Consider the following 17,144-nt stretch of genomic DNA (forward strand, 5'->3'; position numbering starts at 1 on the left):
GTGGACAGCACCTCGGCCGAAGAGCGTGTCGGGCACGGGCCCGGGCAGGGCGCCCTCGCGTTGTACATGAGCTTCGTCGGAGAAGAAGCGCACCGCCTCCGGCCCGTGCAGGGCGACGGCGGGACGTCCGAGCAACCGGGTACGCAGAACCGCCCCGTTCCCCGCCCGGCGGCGCGCGTCGGGCACCCAACCGTGTCCCTGGAGCAACAGGACCGCGGTGCGGTCCAACGCGTCCTCCACCCGCCGGCACTCCGAAGGAGGGCGGGCGGATGGAGCCGTACGGCGGCACAGTGGAGGTGTGCGGCTGAGGACGAGTGATCCTGACGGGCCGGGTTGGCGGCGGGTCCGCCACGGTCGCGGCTTCCGGTACCTGGACGCGGACGGCTCGCCGCTCGGCCCGGAGGATCGGGCCAGGGTGGTCGCGCTCGTCATTCCGCCGGCTTGGCGGGACGTGTAGGTATGCCCCTGGCCCAACGGACACATACAGGCCGTCGGGACCGACGCCGCGGGCCGCGGGCAGTACCTCTACCACGAGGAATTCCGACGGCGGCAGGAAGCGGCGAAGCACGCCCATATACGGCAGGCCGCGCGCGGACGCGGCCGCGGCGCGCCATCGCGCGTGATCTGGCGCTGCGTGGCCTGTGCCGCGAGCGCGTGCTCGCCTGCGCGGCACGCCTGCTCGATCTCGGCTTCTTCCCGGTCGGCGACGAGCGCTACCGGCGCGACAACTCCTCCTACGGCCTCACCACCCTCCTCCGAGAGCATGCCGCCTGCGCGGGCGGGGAGGTCTGCCTCAGCTATCCGGCCAAGTCGGGCCGTCGGCAGACGCGGGCCCTGGTGGACGAGCCGGCATACCGCGGCTCGTGCGCGCGCTGCAGCGGCGCGGCGGCGACGGGGAGCGGCTGTTCGCGTACTGGGAGGGCCGTACCTGGCACGACGTCCGCGCGGAGGAACGGAACGATTACCTGCGGGACCGTTCAGGACGCGAGATCACCGCCAAGGACTTCCGCACCTGGCATACCACGGTCCTCGCGGCCGTCGCCCTCGCGGTCTCGGCGCCGGTGACTGCGCCGCCTGCCACGCGGGCGTCACGGTCTCCGGAGCGATCGAACGGCTCGGAGAGAACGGCGGGTTCGGGCATCCGGAGGTTCGACGATCAGCATGCCGCGCTCCCGCAGAGCGCGGGTGACCGTGTCAGCGGTGTCCACGCGGTCATCGATGTCGACGGATCTGCTGCGCGACTCCGTCCCCATGCCCGTGCTCGCCCCGACCGACCTGACGGTCTCCCGGCTGCCGGCCAAGCCCGAGCACCATCGCGACGTCGGCGCCCTGCTGCCGGTGACACGGGGGCTGCGCGAACGGATCGAGTGTCCGCGCGTGTTTACGAGGAGACCGATAGCCACGGCTTTCCTCTACCTGCTCGAACTGCTGGATGTGCTGCCGCACTGCGGGGCGTCGTGAAAGAGCCCACGGAGGGTGGTACATGACCCGCCTGCCGCGGCCTCGGACCGACAGCTCCGGCACGGGGAATACCCATAGACCCACGGATCGCGGGCAGAGGCAGTTCAACTGGGGCGTGCCGCACCGGCATCGCAAACCCGGCCCCCCATCAAGAGATCGAGGCACGTCATGATCCTCATCGGAGTCATTCTGCTCATCATCGGCTTCCTCATCGGCAGCTCCGTGCTGTGGACGATCGGGATCATCCTGGCCGTCGTCGGCGCCGCCCTCTGGATCCTCGGATCCGTCGGCCACGCCGTGGGCGGCCGACGCCACTACTACTAGCCGGGCGGCGCGCCGGCACCCCCGCCGGCTGAAGCCCCGCCATCCGTCGGCCGCACGGGTCCGCGGCAGGTCGGCGGTTCTATCGAAGGCCCGCACCCTGCGCGGCGATCTGGACGTGCCGGTGTCACGTGAACGCTTCGACCTCGTCACCGTGAATCCGCCGTATATGGCCGTGCGAGGACGGGGGCCTACCCTCCCGGGGCCCGCGATGGAATCGGGACGCCGGACTCGACGGGAGGCTGCTCCTCGACCGTCTCTGCGTACGGGCTCCGGACCTGCTCGCGCTGGGTGGAGTCCTGCTCTGCTCGGGAACTCATCGCCCCGGGGGACGGTACGGAGAAGCCCGTCGCGATCCGTACAGGCCTCGCTCGGCGGCGTCGACGCGTCACTGGAAGCCTCGGGCAGGTTGGCTGAGGGTCAGCGGTGGAGCATCGGCAAGAGCCTTTCAGGCCCCTGGTGTGGGCCTGGGCCGACGTTGGCAGCCCTCAGTCGATCCCCAGGTGCGTCCGGTCCGGGACGAACGTGAACAGGCTCAGGGTGCTGGTGATCAGGAACAGCTGGCGCAGATGGTGGGGGATCGGGCCGATCGGGACCAGCTCATGCGGGAGGAAGCCTGCGGAGAGCAGTGTCGTGGCGGTCATGTGGCCCCGTGCGTCGACACAGGCGCGATGGGTAGCAAGGGCCGCTCTGAGTACATCCCCAACGCTTTCGATCAGTCCATGGTGTGTGCACCGCCACGGCAGTCACGCAACTGGTGGGAGCTCGGTGGTGGAGACCGGGCCCACGACACTCAGGGGCACCCCTAGGTGGCCACACAGGCGTCGAGCGCGGGTCAGGACACTGAGGGAGGCCGGCGAAGGATCGGCAGTGGGCAGCTGCACCCTCACGCGGACGTACGGGCGAAGCGTGAACAGGAGCATCTCGATCTCCAGGGTCGCCGCAGCCCGGCTGGAGATGTCGAGGTCGCGCGTGATCTGAAGGTGGAGGATGTCTTCCTCCATCGCGTATCGGATCAGCATGACTCCTCCAGTCTTCCTACTGTCCGCCCCCTGCCGCAGGAGACTCTGTGTGCGACGGGAGGCGGTATGGCCATTATCCGGGTCGATGACGTGCGCTGCACAGGGCGGCACCACCCTTACGGCCGGCCCCGCACGGAAGGTGATCCTCGCGACGGAAGATCCTGGTCACGGACGGGGTGGCATCCGTCCGTACGCCGGGTCGCCGAGGTGTACTTCGCGGTGGAACTCGGGTGCGTGCTTGATCTCTTCCTTGGCCTGGTCGAGGAAGATCTTCTCGCCTCCGATGCGCCCGTCGGTGGCACCGCCTCGGAGCCGATGGGGTCGGCACCGGCCAGGTGGCCCCGAGGCCGAACTGCAACTCCACACATGTTCGTTCACGCGACATCAACTCCTCCGGTAAATAGCAGGCGAAGCGCAGTTCGCTGCCCGCCCATTCCGTACGTCGTGAGCGGGTTCCTCATGTCCCGCCCGGGACCGGCCAGGGGCCCGTACGGCGTAGATCCGGGGCAGGCAGGAGGGATGAAATCAGGCTTACGGGTAGTCGATGACCATGGACACCACATCGACCACCCCCTTGCGCGCCGTCGCGCTCGTCTGCACTCTCTCCCCCTCCCCTGCCCCTTCCAGCTCGCAGTTGCTGGCGGAGCAGACGATGAAGGCGCTCTCCGAGCACGGCGTGACGGGGAAGACCATCCGGATCGTCGATCACGACGTGAAGCCCGGTGTGCAGACCGACATGGGCGACGGCGATGCCTGGCCGGAGATCCGGGCGACGATCCTCGGCGCCGACATCCTGATCCTCTCCACACCGATCTGGCTGGGGCACCCCTCCAGCGTTGCCCAGCGCGTTCTCGAACGCCTGGACGCGGAGCTCTCCGAAACCGACGACGAGGGTCGCATGCTCACGTACGGCAAGGTCGCCGCGGTCTGTGTGGTCGGCAACGAGGACGGCGCGCACAAGGTCAGCGCCGACCTCTTCCAGGGCCTCAACGACATCGGGTTCTCCCTCGCGCCCAACGCCGTCACCTACTGGGTCGGCGAAGCCATGCAGCGCACCGACTACCAGGACCTCGACAGCACCCCCGGGAAGACCGCGGCCACCACCAGCACCCTCGCCGCCAACACAGCGCACCTCGCCCGACGCCTCAAGGCCGCTCCCTACCCGTCCTCTTCCTGATCGCGCGGCCCCTCCCAGCACGGCACGATGGAGATCTTGATGTCCCCCCAGGAATCACCCCATGTTCCCGACCCTGTGACCCGCCACCCCCGGCCCCCGTTCCCCGATCAGCACCAAGACCATCCCGGTTCGACCGACCGGATGACCCCCCGGCCCGACCACGGCGAGGACTCCTATCAGGGCCACGACGTGCTGCGCGACCGGGCCACGGTCATCACCGGCGGCGATTCCGGGATCGGAAGGGCCGTGTGTCTGGCTTTCGCGCGTGAGGGCGCCGACGTCGTCTTCACCTACCTGCCCGAGGAGGCGGACGAGGCGGACGAGACGGCCCGCCTGGTCCGCGAGGCGGGACGCACAGCCGTGCCCCTCATGTGCGACATCCGCGACGAGGACCAGTGCACCGCCCTGATCGACCGGGCGGTGGGAGAACTGGGCCGCATCGACGTCCTCGTCAACAACGCCGCCTACCAGATGTCCCAACCCGACGGGATCGAGGCCATCACCACGGATCAGTTCGACCGGGTGATGAAGACCAACCTGTACGGGATGTTCTGGCTCTCCCGCAGGGCACTGGCCCACATGCCTCGCGGCGGGTGCATCATCAACACCACGTCCGTACAGGGCTACCAGCCCAGCCCGCACCTGCTCGACTACGCCATGACCAAGTCGGCGATCATCTCCTTCACCCACTCCCTGGCGCAGATGGTCGCCGAGCGCGGTATTCGGGTCAACGCCGTCGCGCCCGGTCCGGTCTGGACACCACTCATCCCCGCGACCATGCCCCGGACGAAGGACTTCGGCGACCAGTCGCCGATGGGCCGCCCCGCGCAGCCGGCGGAGATGGCCCCCGCGTACGTCTTCCTGGCCTCACCCCAGTCCAGCTACATCACCGGGGAGATCGTCAACGCCACCGGAGGAACCCCCCTGCCCTGACCCATGTCCCACGACGGTCGACGTCAGGCGAGAGCCCAGAGGAATCGCCGTCATGGGCGGTATGCAGGACACGCGCCGGAAGCCGGGCAAGGGCCGCGAGGAGCAGGTGCGGATGTGCTCCGGGCCGGGACGGCGAGCGCCGCGATGACGAGAAGCACGACGAGCAACACCGCCGCCGGCACCGGGGTTCGGGGGCGGGCTCGTCCCCGCGCACATGGGTGCGGCTGTACGGATGGTCAGTGACCGGGGGTCAGCACCACCTTGACCATGCCGTCCCGCTTGGCCTGGAACGTCTTGTACGCCTGAGGTGCCTCCTCGAGCGGCAGGACGTGGGTCGCGAACGTGTCGACCCCCAGGGGATCGCTGTCGTCGAGCAGCGGAAGGATGTCGTCCACCCAACGACGGACGTTGGCCTGGCCCATCCTGAGCTGGATCTGCTTGTCGAAGAGGCTGCGCATGGGCACCGGGTCGACCGCTCCTCCATAGACACCGACCAGACTGATCGTGCCGCCGCGGCGTACTGCGTCCACCGCCGCGTCGAACGCGGTCATGCTGTCCACACCGGCCCTGGTCATCAGCTTCCTGCCCAGGGCGTCGGGCAGCAGGCCCGTCGCCCTCTGCGCGGCCTTGGTGAGGGGAGCACCATGGGCTTCCATCCCGACGGCTTCAATCACGGCATCCACGCCGCGGCCGTCCGTGAGATCCCGGATCCGGTCACCGAGACCGTCGCCGAGCTCGGCGAGGTCGAGCGGGCGGACACCGTGCTCCTGCGCCCGGGAAAGTCGCTCGGGGACAAGGTCCACGCCGAGGACCTCACCAGCGCCTCTCTGCAGTGCCATTCGCGCGGCCATGTCACCGATCGGCCCGAGGCCCAGCACCGCCACGGTGCCGCCCGGCGGAACCTCGGCGTAGGCGACGGCCTGCCAAGCGGTCGGCAGGACGTCGGAGAGGTACAGGTACCGCTGGTCGGGAGCGTCGTCGGGCACCTTGACCGGCAGGGCGTCGCCGAAGGGGACCCGCAGGAACTCGGCCTGACCGCCGGGGACCTGCCCGTAGAGCTTGGTGTAGCCGAAGAGGGCCGCGCCCATCCCGTACTCCGTGACCTGGGTGGTCTCGCACTGTGAATGCAGCCCTTGGCCGCACATCCAGCACGTCCCGCAGGAGATGTTGAACGGCACCACCACGCGGTCGCCAGGCCTGAGGGTACGGACTTCGGGACCGACCTCCTCCACGATCCCCATGGCCTCGTGGCCGAGGATGTCGCCTTCGTCCAGGAAGGGCCCGAACAGTTCGTACAGGTGCAGGTCGGAGCCGCAGATGCCGGTCGAGGTGACCCGGACGATCACGTCCGTGGCATCGACGATCACCGGATCGGGCACGGTGTCCACCCGCACGTCGCGCTGTCCGTGCCAGGTCAACGCCCTCATGGTTCTCTCCTCACGGTCGGTGTCGCTCGACACGCCGCGACTGCCCGGTGCCGCCGGTTTGTATGCGCGCCCCGCCACGGGACGGGACGCTCGCGGCGCTCCGGCGGGCGCCGGGTGAGACGGCGCGGCGGATCACCTCACCGGTTGACGACCGTGCGGACGTTCTCCACGCTGCCGCATTCCGACGCGAGTTGTTTCGCGCGTTCCTCCAGGAACGCGGCCGCCAATTCGGCCCGACGCTCGGCGGGAACGTTCTCCCTGGCGCCGTTGAGGATCGTCCGTTCCTCCTCGTCGACGTGGTGGGAGACCGCCTCCACCAGGTCCTCCAGCCGCGAGTCCCACTCGTCGGAGCCGACGTCCTCGACCTCGAGCAGGGCCAGGAGCGCTTTGTTTCCCTCGGCGTGTTCCTCCGTACCGTGCTCCACTTCCTCGTCGTCGATGTCCCGGAAGCGCTTCAGCGCCCCGTAGACCTCGGCCTCCTCCGCCTCGCCGTGCGCCACGAGCAACGCCGAGAACTCCTTCAGCGCGGCAGGGCGGTCGGACTCGACGCTCCGCATGCGGCGGAACAGGTCCTCCATGGTGCGGTGATCCTTGAGGATGGCCGCGACGACATCCTGGTCTTCGTTGTTGCCGGTACCCACCGTCGTTCTCCTCGCTCGATGTTCGTGGTCGCCTCCTACCGAAGGCGTCCGGACCGTTGCGGTTCCTTTGGCTGCTGCCCTTGGCCGGTCGAAACAAGCACGCTCCCCGACGGCGTACGGTCGCCGTGTCCCGCTTCCGCGGTCGGTTCAGCCTTCGACGCCGGTGGCCTCGTGCGTCGCGCCGACGGGTTTGGATTCCGGTGAACCGCGCTGGCGGAGGTAGACGGAGAGCACGGCCATCGCGGCCACCGCGAGGAGTTCCGACTGCCAGTTCTGCAGTGACCGGTTCCAGAAGTCGGCCGAGGCGAGGTACGAGTGCCAGGCGACGGGTGCCTGGAGCTGCCGCAGTCGCAGTTCGTTGAAGGCGGCGACGCCCGAGATCGACTGTGCCAGCCACGACAGCACGAAGAACGTGGCCATGGCCAGACCCAGCGACCGCGAGTAGACGGCTTGGCGCCAGTCCTTCGTACCGGCCCATCGGGGCGAGTTCGCTCGGGCATGGTCACCCATGCGCTGTTCGCGTTCGCTCTCCGTACCCGCCTTGTGCAGTGGCTTGGACTCCGGAGAGCCGCGCTGGAGCAGGTAGACCGTGCCGAAGACGTAGAGGAAGAACTGCAGGAACTCCGACTGCCAGTTCTCGGTGACGTCGACGGCGAAGTCCGAGGACATCAGGTAGTCGCCGAGCCCGACTTGCTGCAGTCCCTCAAGGACGAGCTGTTCGTTGAACTCCGCGCGCCCGGCGACGGCCTGTGCGCCAAGCACCACCAGAAAGGCCCCGCCGAAGCCCAGCGTGAGGCTGTTCGACCGCCAGAAGCCACCACGGCTCCGGTCGGCCGTCACCGGTGCATCGCCCCGATCGCGGTGAAGTAGGAAAGACCTCCCACGATGACGAGCAGGCACACCGCGAACACCGCTCGCACGATCAAGCCCCCTTCAGGACACATCGGTAGGGTGTGTCGACGCCAGGTTCCCGCACGCATCCGGCGGCGGTGACGCGCCACCCGTCGTCGAACTGCGACAGGAACAGGGTCTCGTCGTGCAGCCGGAGCAGCGCCTGCCGGCCGTAGACGTCCACGCTCCGCAGACCTCCGCCCCGTGGCAGTTCCTGCGCTGCCAACGCCTGCTCGCACGGCCGCTTCTCGTCTTCCTCGAGCTGCTCACGGCTCTCAGGAGCGAGCAGCTCACACGCCGCGGGGTAGTCGCCGACGGCGAGGGCCTCCTCGAAGATCCGGCCGGCCCGAGTGGCTCCGTCCTGACGTGCCTGCGGCGCGCCACAGGCACACAGCACCGCCAAGGCCGCCAGGGCGCCGCCGAGCTTCAGCAACTTCACTCTCCACCTCGCCCGTACGTCGCTCATGGCGTGGCGCACTCCGGCGCCGCAGGTCCAGGTATGCCCTCCGGACATCCGCCGGGTCCGGACACGAGGCCGATTGCCCGCACACGTCGCCTGATCGAGTGCCTCCGCGGGTCACGGAGAAGCCTGGGCGGAGCGTCGCCGCTTCCTGGGCCCGGCTTGTCCCGTCGGGGCGTGGAATGCACTCGGCCCGCAGGGGTAGGCGCCTCATCATGAACGGGACAGAGCAGTGGAAATCGGGCGAGATCGTACCGCAGAGCGGCATCTACGCCTGTGACTGCGGCAAGGAGCACTTGTGGAGCAAGAGCACCGACGTTCGCGGGCACCGGTTCCCACCTCTGCCCTACGACTGCTCGGGGCAGGCCTGGGCCCTGCGCACGCATGCCCACCCCGACGCGGACCGATGACTGCTGACGACCAGACCGGCTGCGCCTGCCCAGTGCCCGCTCGCACCATCGCCTACAGGTCCCGCCAGCCACGGCGTGCCCGCTTCTCCGGACCTTCCCCATCGGCCCACCGGGACACCCGGTCGGCGCTCGGCGGTCCTGAGCCGTCATCGACGTAGCCTCGGAACAGGCTCCGGAAGGGGATGGTCCGCATGTGTCGCTGGCTCGCCTACTCAGGTACGCCGGTACTGCTCGATACCGTGCTCTACCGCCCCGAGCACTCGCTGATCAACCAGAGCCTCCACGCCCGGATGGGCGTCGAGTCGACCAACGGCGACGGATTCGGCGTCGGGTGGTACAGCGCGGACGGCGACGGAACACCGGCCGTATTTCGCGATGTCGGGCCGGCCTGGAACAACCGCAACCTGCGCGAGCTCTCCGCGCATGTCCGGTCCTCTCTCTTCTTCGCACACGTACGTGCCTCCACCGGCTCCGCCGTCCAGCAGACCAACTGCCACCCGTTTCGTCACGGCCGGTGGCTGTGGATGCACAACGGGGCGATCGCCGACTTCCCCCGGTTGCAACGCGATCTCTGCATGGCCGTCGACCCTGTGCTCTTCCCCTCCATCGAAGGGTCGACGGACTCCGAGGTGATGTTCTACCTGGCGGTCACCTTCGGCCTCGACCAGGACGTCCCGGGCGCGGTGGCTCGCATGGCGGGCCTGGTGGAGCGCCTCGGCAGAGAACACGGCGTGGCCGACCCGCTGCAGATGACGGTGGCGGTGAGCGATGGAGAGCGCGTGTGGGCCTTCCGCTATGCCAGTCGGGGCAAGCCTCGGTCGCTCTTCTACAGCAGCAGGGCCGAGTCGGTCCGGCGTCTTCACCCCGAGCTGGACTACCTCAGGGAGATCTCCGACGAGACCCGCATCGTGGTCTCCGAGCCCTTGGGCGACCTCCCAGGTGTGTGGAACGAACTGCCCGAGGCCAGCTACGCCGCGATCCCGTCCGTCCAGGGCAGGGACTACCTCCCGTTCTCCCCGATCGCGTGACACCATCGAAGCCTGGCCCGCACGCCCACTGCGTGGGTCGGAATGCTCCTGACAGCCATCCGGAACCGGCAAGGAAGAGAAGCGCTCGGCCGCCGTTCTCCGGGGCCCGTCGTGTTTGCGGAGTGCGCTGAGCGGTCAGGCGCGGGGCATGACCCGTGGGGCGGCCGCCGCTCTGGCCCGCCGGCCGCTCGCCGAGACGGACATTCCGCAGCGCGCCCTTCGCCAGGTTCGGATTCCTGACGGGCCACCGCTACTCGCGATCGGAAGCGTCATGATCATCTCTCATGCCGATGCAGAGCACCGCACGATTCCCTCCCCCGAGCGACGGCGACCGCCCCTGTCCGTCGCCGGCCGTGCGCCTCGACGACGGGCTGCGCCCGTGGCGCGGGCCGAAAGGCGGTTGGTCCGATGAGAGTCGCCGTGACAGGAGCCACCGGCAACGCGGGGACCAGCGTGGTCCGCGCACTCGCCCACGACCGCGCAGTCGGAGACGTGCTCGGCATCGCCCGTCGGGTGCCCGCACTCCGGGTCTCCGGGGTCCGCTGGACGGCAGCGGACATCGACCCGGGTGGCGCCGACCTGACCGCGCTGTTCACAGGGCTCGACGCCGTCGTCCACCTCGCGTGGAAGTTCCAGCCCACCCACGATCCCGTGGAGACCTGGCGCACCAACGTCCTGGGCGGTATCCGAGTCTTCGAGGCCTGCGCCCAGGCAGGCGTGCGCACCCTCGTGCACGCCTCGTCGGTCGGCGCCTACTCGCCCGGGCCGTCCGATGGCCGTCCCGTCGACGAGTCCTGGCCCACCCACGGCTGGCCCGGCGCCGCCTACACCCGGGAGAAGGCCTACCTGGAGCGCTACCTCGACGGCTTCCAGCTCACCCACCCGGAGATGCGCGTCGTACGGATGAGGCCGGCGTTCCTGTTCAAGGAGGAGTCGGCGAGCGAGCAGCGCCGCATCTTCGCCGGCCCCCTCCTGCCCTGGCGCCTCATCCGGCCGGGACTGCTCCCGGCGCTCCCGGCCGTCACCGGCCTGCGCTTCCAGGCTCTGCACACCGACGACGCCGCGCGGGCCTACCAGGCCGCGGTGGTGCGCCCGGTCCACGGTCCGTTCAACCTGGTGGCAGACCCCGTGCTGGACACCGCCGCCGTGGCCCGCATCCTCGACACCCGGACCGTACCGCTGCCCGCCCGTGCCGCGCGTGCCGCGCTGGCCGCCGCCTGGCGCATGCACCTCGTCCCCGCGGCACCTGGCCTCCTGGACGCAGTCCTGCGCCTGCCCCTGCTCGACACCGGTCGAGCCCGCGCCGAGCTCGACTGGGAGCCATCGTTCACCTCCGAGCAAGCCGTCGGGGAGTTCCTGGAGGGCCTCGCACGGGGATCAGGTGCCGACACCCCGCCCCTGGCAGCCACCACCGCCGGAATGCCTTGACCGGGTGGTCGACGTGGTCGACGCGTTTCAAGGCGGTGTGCGGGGGCCCTTGCCCGGGGCCCGCTCCGCACCTGGTGATCTCGCCGGTCACGAGCGAAAAGCAGACGCGCTTCTCTATCGATCCCAGAGTCTCCACCGGTAACCGGTGCAGTCCGGTCGAGGAGCACGTCGTGAGCCGGCAGGAGCGTGGTCGGGCGGGACCTCCGTAGTGCGGGCCGCAGTGGAACGGATGGCCGTGCTCGGGCGAGTGCCCTGTCGCGGGGCGGGTTTGCCCGGGCGGCCCACGGGAGCTGTACTTCGGATCCCGGTCAGTGGCCGAGGGCGTTCTTGAGCTGCTGCTTGGTCATGTTGGAGCGGCCCTCGATACCGCGCTTCTTCGCCTCCTCATACAGGTCGTCCTTGGTCCTCTCCGAGGAGCTGCTGCCCCCACCACCGGACTTCTGGCCTCCTCGCTGCGAGGCGGACTTCCCCTGGGTGGAACTACGGCTGGCCGACTTGCTCTCTCCCGACCGGGCACGCTCCTTGTTCACCGTGCGGGAAGCCATCTCCTTCGCACGGCTTTCTGACATGCCACGCTTCTCGCCGGACTCCTTGATGTGCTCGTACTGGCGCTCGCGCTTCGGACTGGAACCTCGAGGCATGGCGAAACCCTTCATCGGTGGGATATCAATGCCATGGTGCGGCTACCCCCATAGGCCGGCATTTCACGAGAGCCGGGTGGGTGTTTCCCCACCAGCAGCATCACCTTCCCCACGAGGCGACGAAGAGGCTGCCCGCCCGGAGGCCTCCGCGGCCACCGCGGCCACGAACAGTGCCAGGAACGGGCTTGAACGCCCGCGCCTCCCCATGCCGGTCGACGTGGGCGACGCCCACCGGCTTGGACTCGGGTGAGCTCCCCTGAAGGGTGCGGTCCGGCTCGACATCACTGCGGCTGTCGCGTGTCGAAGGCGACCTCGTCCGCCAAGCAGACTGTCGCAGACATATTGGTACGCATCATCCTCAAGGCCGCTGCCGCCAGGTCGGCGTCGATGTGGGCGACCGCGTCGGCGGCCACCACCACGTCGAAGTGCCGGATGTGGGCGTCCAGAGCCGAGTACAGCACGCACTGCTCGGTCACCTGCCCGCAAAGCACCACGCGTTCGACCTTCAGCTGGCCCAACAGGTACGCCAGCGGGGTCTCGAAGAAGATCGAGTGCCGCGCCTTGACCACGAACAGCGCGCTGTCGTCGGGTGCGACCGGCTCCACCAGGTCGCGATGACGGCCGTCGAGGGCAGCCTTCAGGATCTCCCCGTGGTGCGAGCGCCATTCGCCGAAATTGTCGTTCACATAGACGACCGGCGAGTCGCAGGCACCGGCGTTCCGCAGCAAGGTCGCGATCCCGGGGAGCGCCTCACGGACGGACGGAACCAGAGCCTCGGCGTCCTCGTGTGTGTACGTGTTGAGCATGTCGATCACAAGGAGTGCTGTACGGGGCATGGGAGCCGCCATCTCTCGTCTCGTCCCGCTGTCGGCTGCGGCGGAGGCCGGGGCGCGGCACTCACTCCTGCGGCGACCGACCGCCGCCGGGGCTCCGCAAGTCAGGCGGGCTCGCTGCGGCCGCTCCGGCGGTGGAACAAGTCTCCGCCATCCGGCGGAGCGCGCACCGCTGCGACACGGCCACAGGCGATCGGTGCCCCCTGCCTCCCCAGGGAGAAGGAACTCCGAAGGGCACTCGCCCCTGGGCCAACCTGCCCTGCCTCGTCGATCGCACGGCGCTGACCCGCCCCCTCCAGGGCGGGTGTGATGTGACGCGGGAATGCGCGCAGCACGTCTCCGCTGCTGTGCGGGCGGCCGAGCGGTTCCAGCAGGGGTGCGGCCTGCGCAGACTCTGGCGCCACCGCCGGCAGGGGCCTGTCCGCCTTCTCCTCCGCGATCGCCGTGGCCACTCCGGGCGCGGTTTCTCCGGCATCGCGCAGGCGAACGGCGAGCGTCTCGACCAGCGCGCGTGGGTCTGATGGTCGTACGCACCCGGGGGCGTCATTCGTCGCCCTGGTCCAGGGTGAAGAGGCCGCCGTCAGGGTCCCGGAGCGTCATCTGACGGCCGTCGCTCCGCTCCTGGCCGGTGAGGGGGCTGCCGCCGTTCTCCAGCGCGAGCGCGACTGCTCTGTCCATGTCGGGGACCTTGAAGTGGACCAGCCACCGGGGTCGCAGCTGTGGCTTCGGCGCGGCCTCCTCGACGGGCCCGCTGTTCAGCCTGGCGACGGCTTGACCGCGCCGCCGGAGCACAACCTGGTCCTCCTCGTACGAGGTGTCGCAGCAGCCGTCGCTGTCGCCTTGGCCCCACCCCAGTACCTCGCCGTAGAACAGCGCGGCGTCGAACGCATTGCCCGTCTGGAGTTCCAGCCACGCCGGCGAGCGCGCCGCACCGACACTCCACTCGGCGAGAACGTCCCCGTCCCAGATACCGAAAGTGGCGCCTTCACGGTCGGCCACCAGCGCCGCCCGGCCGCCGGGCGGATACGAGACCGGTCCCACCCCGACCGTGCCGCCCCTCTCGCGTACCCGCGCCGCAGCCGCATCTGCGTCATCGACGGCGAAATACGGCGTCCACGCCACAGGTACGGCGAACTCACCCGCGACGGCCCCAATACCTGCGACCGGGATGCCATCAATCTCGGCCACCGAGAATGCCCGGCCGAAACGGCCCTGCCGGAAAGCCCAGCCCAGCACCGCACCGTAGAAGCGCTCCGCCGCCGAACGATCACGCGTCGCCAGGCTCAACCAGCACGGGGAGCCGATCACATCCACTGCCACCAACACCATGGGATTCTCGCCTCCGCACACGCCTCGTTCCGCCCCCAATTGCGCCTATTCCCGTCGACTCGCTTTCCAAGCGGCCAGACGGTCTGCACCGTCATGACCCCGAAGCCCCGAACGGTTCATCCAGGCAGCACCGAAGCGCATCGGGCCTTCTCTGAGGTCATTCAAGCGGGCGTGCCGGGGTAGCCGGATCCAAGGGGCCGACGCGAAGGGAATACACAATGACGTCGTTCGGCTACTTCCTGTCCTGCGAGGAATTCACACCCGCCCAGCTGGTGCGCCAGGCGCGCCTGGCGCAGGGTGCGGGATTCACCCGCCTGGCCATCTCCGACCACTTCCATCCGTGGACCAACGCTCAGGGCAGCAGTCCCTTCGTGTGGTCGATGATCGGTGCCCTGTCCCAGACGGTGGATCTGCCCGTCACCACGCTCGTCACGTGCCCCACGATGCGTCTGCACCCGGCGGTGACGGCCCAGGCGGCGGCGACCTCCAGCGTGCTGCTCAGCGGCCGGTTCGCTCTGGGTGTGGGTACCGGTGAGGCGCTTAACGAGCACGTCCTCGGTGACCGGTGGCCCGCGTTCGACGAGCGGGCGGACATGCTGGAGGAGGCGGTGGAGGTGATGCGGAAGCTGTTCACCGGCCGCGAGGTCAGCCATCGGGGCCGGCACTACACGGTCGACAACGCCCGCCTCTACACCGTCCCGGAGGCACCTCCGGGGATCCTGGTCTCTGGCTTCGGCCCCAAGGCCGCCGCACTCGCGGGCCGCATCGGGGACGGCTTCGTCACCATGACCCCTGATGAGGACGCCATCGCGTCGTTCCGCGATGAGGGCGGCACCGGCAAGCCCGTCATCGGAGGCCTGAAGGTCTGCTGGGGTCAGGACCGGGACGCGGCCGTCGACACGACGCACCGCACGTGGCCCACCGAGCAGCTGCCCGGAGAACTGAACCAGATCCTCCCCACGCCCGCCCACTTCGAGCAGGCCGCCGGCCTCGTCACCCGGAAGCAGGTGGCCGACTCCGTACCGTGCGGCCCGGACGTCGAGGAGCACGTGGAGGCCGTCCGCGCGTACGTGGACGCCGGATTCGACGAGGTGTACGTCGGGCAGATCGGCCAGGGACAGGAGGAGTTCTTCCACGCCTACCGCGAGAAGGTTCTCCCAGCCCTGCGCGGCTGAACGGTGCTGCAGAACGGGAACCGGCCGCCCTCGGCGTACTGACGGCTCACCGGACCGCCGACGACACGGATACGTCTCCGCTCACGCCCGTTCGAGCGGCGGATCGCGCGGAGCCGAGGCTGGGCGGCACCGCCCAACCGCGGCTCCTCGCCGGGCGGCCGTCCCTCACCACTCCGGTCCGGTGAGAGCGCCCGACAACCGCGGCCGGTCCGGTCCAGGCGACGGGATCGAGGCCAACCCGCCCACAACCCGTCCGCCGGCACCAGGCGCCAGGACTGCTCCGGCCACGCGGCGTAGGACGCGCCGCTTCAGGCTGCCGGTGCCCCGTCGTCCACGGGGACTCCCAGTCGGCCGGCCAGGGTGGTCAGGGTCGGCCCCAGAGGAAGAGCGACCCGGGCGACGGCGTGCCGGTCGCCCCGTGTGGGGTCCCGGTTGACGATCAGCACCGGCTTCCCCGTCTGGGCCGCCTGGCGGACGAACCGCAGCCCGGACATCACCGTCAGCGAAGAGCCCAGCACCAGGAGCGAGGTCGCCGCATCGACCAGTTCTCGGCAGTACGCGACCCGCCGCGGCGGAACGGCCTCGCCGAAGAACACCACGTCCGGTTTGAGGATGCCGCCGCAGGCGGAGCAGGGCACCACGGAGAAGTCCCCGACCTGCTCGTCGTTGAGGTCGGCGTCGCCGTCCGGATTCAGTCCGGCGGCCACCGGCGCGAACCCGGCGTTGGCCTCCTCCAGTCGCCGGGCGAGTTCCCGGCGCGAGCCGGAGGCACCGCAGGAAAGGCAGACAACCCTGCCCAGGCTTCCGTGGAGCTCCACCACGCCCTCGCTGCCGGCGGCGTGGTGCAGGCCGTCGACGTTCTGGGTGATCACACCCGAGAGCAGACCGTGCCGCCCGAGCGCCGCCACAGCCCGATGCCCGGCGTTGGGCCGGGCCCGGCCGAACGTGCGCCAGCCGAGGTGACTGCGCGCCCAGTACCGGCGCCGGGCCCGGGCGCTGGCCGTGAACTCCTGGTACGTCATCGGCGTATGCCGCCGCAGGCTCCCGCCCTCACCCCGATAGTCAGGGATGCCCGACTCCGTGGACAAGCCCGCCCCGCTGAGCACCAGCACACCGCCGGCCCTCAGCATCTCGGCGACCGGCTCGGGATCCGTGATGCCTGGCGGCAGATCCTGGGGCGGAGTCCAGCTCAGAGTGGGGCGCATTCGCATGCCGCCAGCGTACGGAACGGACCCGACATCGACACGGGCCACGACCCCGCGGAGCCGATGGCAACCGAAGGCCTCCTGCCGCGGACGTGAGGGCACACGCCCTGCAACCGAGCCCGGAGCAGCGCGCACAACCTGCTGGGTGGGGAGCCGGCGCAACACCGTCAACGCGCCGTTCGAGGTCCACGCAACCAAGATCCGGACCATTCGTGGACCATCCTCCCGGCAGTACACGCCCCAACCGTCATCGTTGCTGGTCAGCGGATATCCGGCGCATGTACCACCAGCAGACGAAGAACTACTCCCCCGAAGAAGCTGGGCTTCTTCTAACGGCACGAAAGAAGACGCCTGACCTGGGCTTTTACCCGGGCCAGGCGCCTCTGTGGAGCGCCCAGCAACGCAACTGGGCGAGGTGTCGAAATGCGCCTCTCCTCCCCCAGAGCGCAGCCAGAACGAGATCCCGGCGTGCCTGAGGTCAAAGGCTTCTTGGCGAGCAGCATCGGCTGCTCGTCGGGAGCCAGGACCCCCTTCCAGGCCCGCTCCCACGTCGTACTGCTGGCAGCTGCGTGTACGTAGCCTCCGGCCCCGTTGTGGAACACCCGGGCCATCAGGCGCTATGCCACATCGGTCTACGCGATCTCGCAGCATCCGCACGAACGACGGCGGTATCGGCACGGCCAGCGGTCAGCGGTCAGCGGTCAGCGGTCAGCAGGCGAGCGACCTGGGTCGTTTTCGGCACGCAGGCCGCGTCCCCAGGCC

Annotated in this window: 20 protein-coding genes; 10 read left to right on the plus strand and 10 right to left on the minus strand. The window is 69.6% G+C overall.

Annotation, left to right across the window (positions count from 1 at the left end; translation table 11 throughout):
- The first annotated feature begins 298 nt into the window (after positions 1–298).
- The 4 genes from ACIBG6_RS07510 (at position 299) to ACIBG6_RS07525 (ending at position 1,785) form a co-directional block, all read left to right on the plus strand.
- A complete protein-coding gene (locus ACIBG6_RS07510) occupies positions 299–457 on the plus strand; it encodes a hypothetical protein (protein WP_399221619.1) in 159 nt (52 codons plus the stop codon).
- 2 nt (positions 458–459) lie between these two features.
- Positions 460–1,065 (plus strand): hypothetical protein, encoded by a 606-nt coding sequence (locus ACIBG6_RS07515; protein WP_399221620.1) that lies wholly within the window; start codon positions 460–462, stop codon positions 1,063–1,065.
- Positions 1,066–1,218: 153 nt separating this feature from the next.
- Positions 1,219–1,461: a hypothetical protein gene (locus ACIBG6_RS07520; RefSeq protein WP_399221621.1), complete on the plus strand. Its 243-nt coding sequence runs from the start codon at positions 1,219–1,221 to the stop codon at positions 1,459–1,461.
- 168 nt (positions 1,462–1,629) lie between these two features.
- Positions 1,630–1,785 (plus strand): DUF6131 family protein, encoded by a 156-nt coding sequence (locus tag ACIBG6_RS07525; RefSeq protein ID WP_399221622.1) that lies wholly within the window; start codon positions 1,630–1,632, stop codon positions 1,783–1,785.
- A gap of 485 nt (positions 1,786–2,270) precedes the next feature.
- Here the strand turns inward: ACIBG6_RS07525 and ACIBG6_RS07530 are convergent, their stop codons facing one another.
- Both ACIBG6_RS07530 and ACIBG6_RS07535 read right to left on the minus strand, forming a co-directional pair.
- A complete protein-coding gene (locus ACIBG6_RS07530) occupies positions 2,271–2,426 on the minus strand; it encodes a hypothetical protein (protein WP_399221623.1) in 156 nt (51 codons plus the stop codon).
- 102 nt (positions 2,427–2,528) lie between these two features.
- Positions 2,529–2,804, minus strand: a complete 276-nt coding sequence (locus ACIBG6_RS07535) for a hypothetical protein (protein WP_399221624.1) — start codon at positions 2,802–2,804, stop codon at positions 2,529–2,531.
- 550 nt (positions 2,805–3,354) lie between these two features.
- Between ACIBG6_RS07535 and ACIBG6_RS07540 the strand changes: the two genes are divergently transcribed.
- Together ACIBG6_RS07540 and ACIBG6_RS07545 are read left to right on the plus strand one after the other, a co-directional pair.
- On the plus strand, positions 3,355–3,981 hold the full coding sequence (locus tag ACIBG6_RS07540) for a flavodoxin family protein (protein ID WP_399221625.1): 627 nt from the start codon (positions 3,355–3,357) through the stop codon (positions 3,979–3,981).
- A 39-nt stretch (positions 3,982–4,020) separates the two neighbouring features.
- Positions 4,021–4,914, plus strand: a complete 894-nt coding sequence (locus tag ACIBG6_RS07545) for an SDR family oxidoreductase (protein WP_399221626.1) — start codon at positions 4,021–4,023, stop codon at positions 4,912–4,914.
- 236 nt (positions 4,915–5,150) lie between these two features.
- On the opposite strand, the gene ACIBG6_RS07550 is transcribed toward ACIBG6_RS07545, so the two are convergent.
- The 4 genes from ACIBG6_RS07550 to ACIBG6_RS07565 form a co-directional block, all read right to left on the minus strand.
- Positions 5,151–6,341 (minus strand): zinc-dependent alcohol dehydrogenase, encoded by a 1,191-nt coding sequence (locus tag ACIBG6_RS07550; RefSeq protein ID WP_399221627.1) that lies wholly within the window; start codon positions 6,339–6,341, stop codon positions 5,151–5,153.
- A gap of 137 nt (positions 6,342–6,478) precedes the next feature.
- Positions 6,479–6,982, minus strand: a complete 504-nt coding sequence (locus tag ACIBG6_RS07555) for a hemerythrin domain-containing protein (RefSeq protein ID WP_399221628.1) — start codon at positions 6,980–6,982, stop codon at positions 6,479–6,481.
- A gap of 147 nt (positions 6,983–7,129) precedes the next feature.
- On the minus strand, positions 7,130–7,822 hold the full coding sequence (locus tag ACIBG6_RS07560) for a DUF6766 family protein (protein WP_399221629.1): 693 nt from the start codon (positions 7,820–7,822) through the stop codon (positions 7,130–7,132).
- Positions 7,823–7,904: 82 nt separating this feature from the next.
- Positions 7,905–8,312 carry a hypothetical protein gene (locus ACIBG6_RS07565; protein WP_399221630.1) on the minus strand — a complete coding sequence of 136 codons (408 nt, stop codon included), beginning with the start codon at positions 8,310–8,312 and terminating at the stop codon, positions 7,905–7,907.
- 236 nt (positions 8,313–8,548) lie between these two features.
- Here ACIBG6_RS07565 and ACIBG6_RS07570 point away from each other — a divergent pair, with 236 nt between their 5' ends.
- The 3 genes from ACIBG6_RS07570 (at position 8,549) to ACIBG6_RS07580 (ending at position 11,199) form a co-directional block, all read left to right on the plus strand.
- Complete coding sequence (locus ACIBG6_RS07570; protein ID WP_399221631.1) at positions 8,549–8,743, plus strand: hypothetical protein; 195 nt, start codon at positions 8,549–8,551, stop codon at positions 8,741–8,743.
- Between the two features lie 191 nt (positions 8,744–8,934).
- Positions 8,935–9,771, plus strand: a complete 837-nt coding sequence (locus ACIBG6_RS07575) for a class II glutamine amidotransferase (RefSeq protein ID WP_399221632.1) — start codon at positions 8,935–8,937, stop codon at positions 9,769–9,771.
- Positions 9,772–10,179: 408 nt separating this feature from the next.
- Positions 10,180–11,199, plus strand: coding sequence for an NAD-dependent epimerase/dehydratase family protein (locus ACIBG6_RS07580; RefSeq protein ID WP_399221633.1), 1,020 nt, complete (start codon positions 10,180–10,182; stop codon positions 11,197–11,199).
- Between the two features lie 308 nt (positions 11,200–11,507).
- On the opposite strand, the gene ACIBG6_RS07585 is transcribed toward ACIBG6_RS07580, so the two are convergent.
- The 3 genes from ACIBG6_RS07585 to ACIBG6_RS07595 all read right to left on the minus strand — a co-directional run bounded on the left by ACIBG6_RS07585 (position 11,508) and on the right by ACIBG6_RS07595 (position 14,002).
- Positions 11,508–11,840, minus strand: a complete 333-nt coding sequence (locus ACIBG6_RS07585) for a plasmid stabilization protein (protein WP_399221634.1) — start codon at positions 11,838–11,840, stop codon at positions 11,508–11,510.
- Positions 11,841–12,121: 281 nt separating this feature from the next.
- Entirely contained in the window at positions 12,122–12,676 is a 555-nt protein-coding gene (locus ACIBG6_RS07590; RefSeq protein ID WP_399221635.1) for a cysteine hydrolase family protein, read from the minus strand.
- A gap of 540 nt (positions 12,677–13,216) precedes the next feature.
- Positions 13,217–14,002, minus strand: coding sequence for a VOC family protein (locus ACIBG6_RS07595; protein ID WP_399221636.1), 786 nt, complete (start codon positions 14,000–14,002; stop codon positions 13,217–13,219).
- Positions 14,003–14,220: 218 nt separating this feature from the next.
- Here ACIBG6_RS07595 and ACIBG6_RS07600 point away from each other — a divergent pair, with 218 nt between their 5' ends.
- Positions 14,221–15,177 carry a TIGR03557 family F420-dependent LLM class oxidoreductase gene (locus tag ACIBG6_RS07600; protein WP_399221637.1) on the plus strand — a complete coding sequence of 319 codons (957 nt, stop codon included), beginning with the start codon at positions 14,221–14,223 and terminating at the stop codon, positions 15,175–15,177.
- 308 nt (positions 15,178–15,485) lie between these two features.
- Here ACIBG6_RS07600 and ACIBG6_RS07605 read toward each other — a convergent pair whose 3' ends face one another.
- Positions 15,486–16,388 carry an NAD-dependent protein deacetylase gene (locus tag ACIBG6_RS07605; protein ID WP_399221638.1) on the minus strand — a complete coding sequence of 301 codons (903 nt, stop codon included), beginning with the start codon at positions 16,386–16,388 and terminating at the stop codon, positions 15,486–15,488.
- Positions 16,389–17,144 lie beyond the last annotated feature (756 nt).

Origin of the sequence: Streptomyces sp. NPDC050842, from assembly GCF_044456565.1 — a bacterium.
GTDB lineage: Bacteria > Actinomycetota > Actinomycetes > Streptomycetales > Streptomycetaceae > Streptomyces.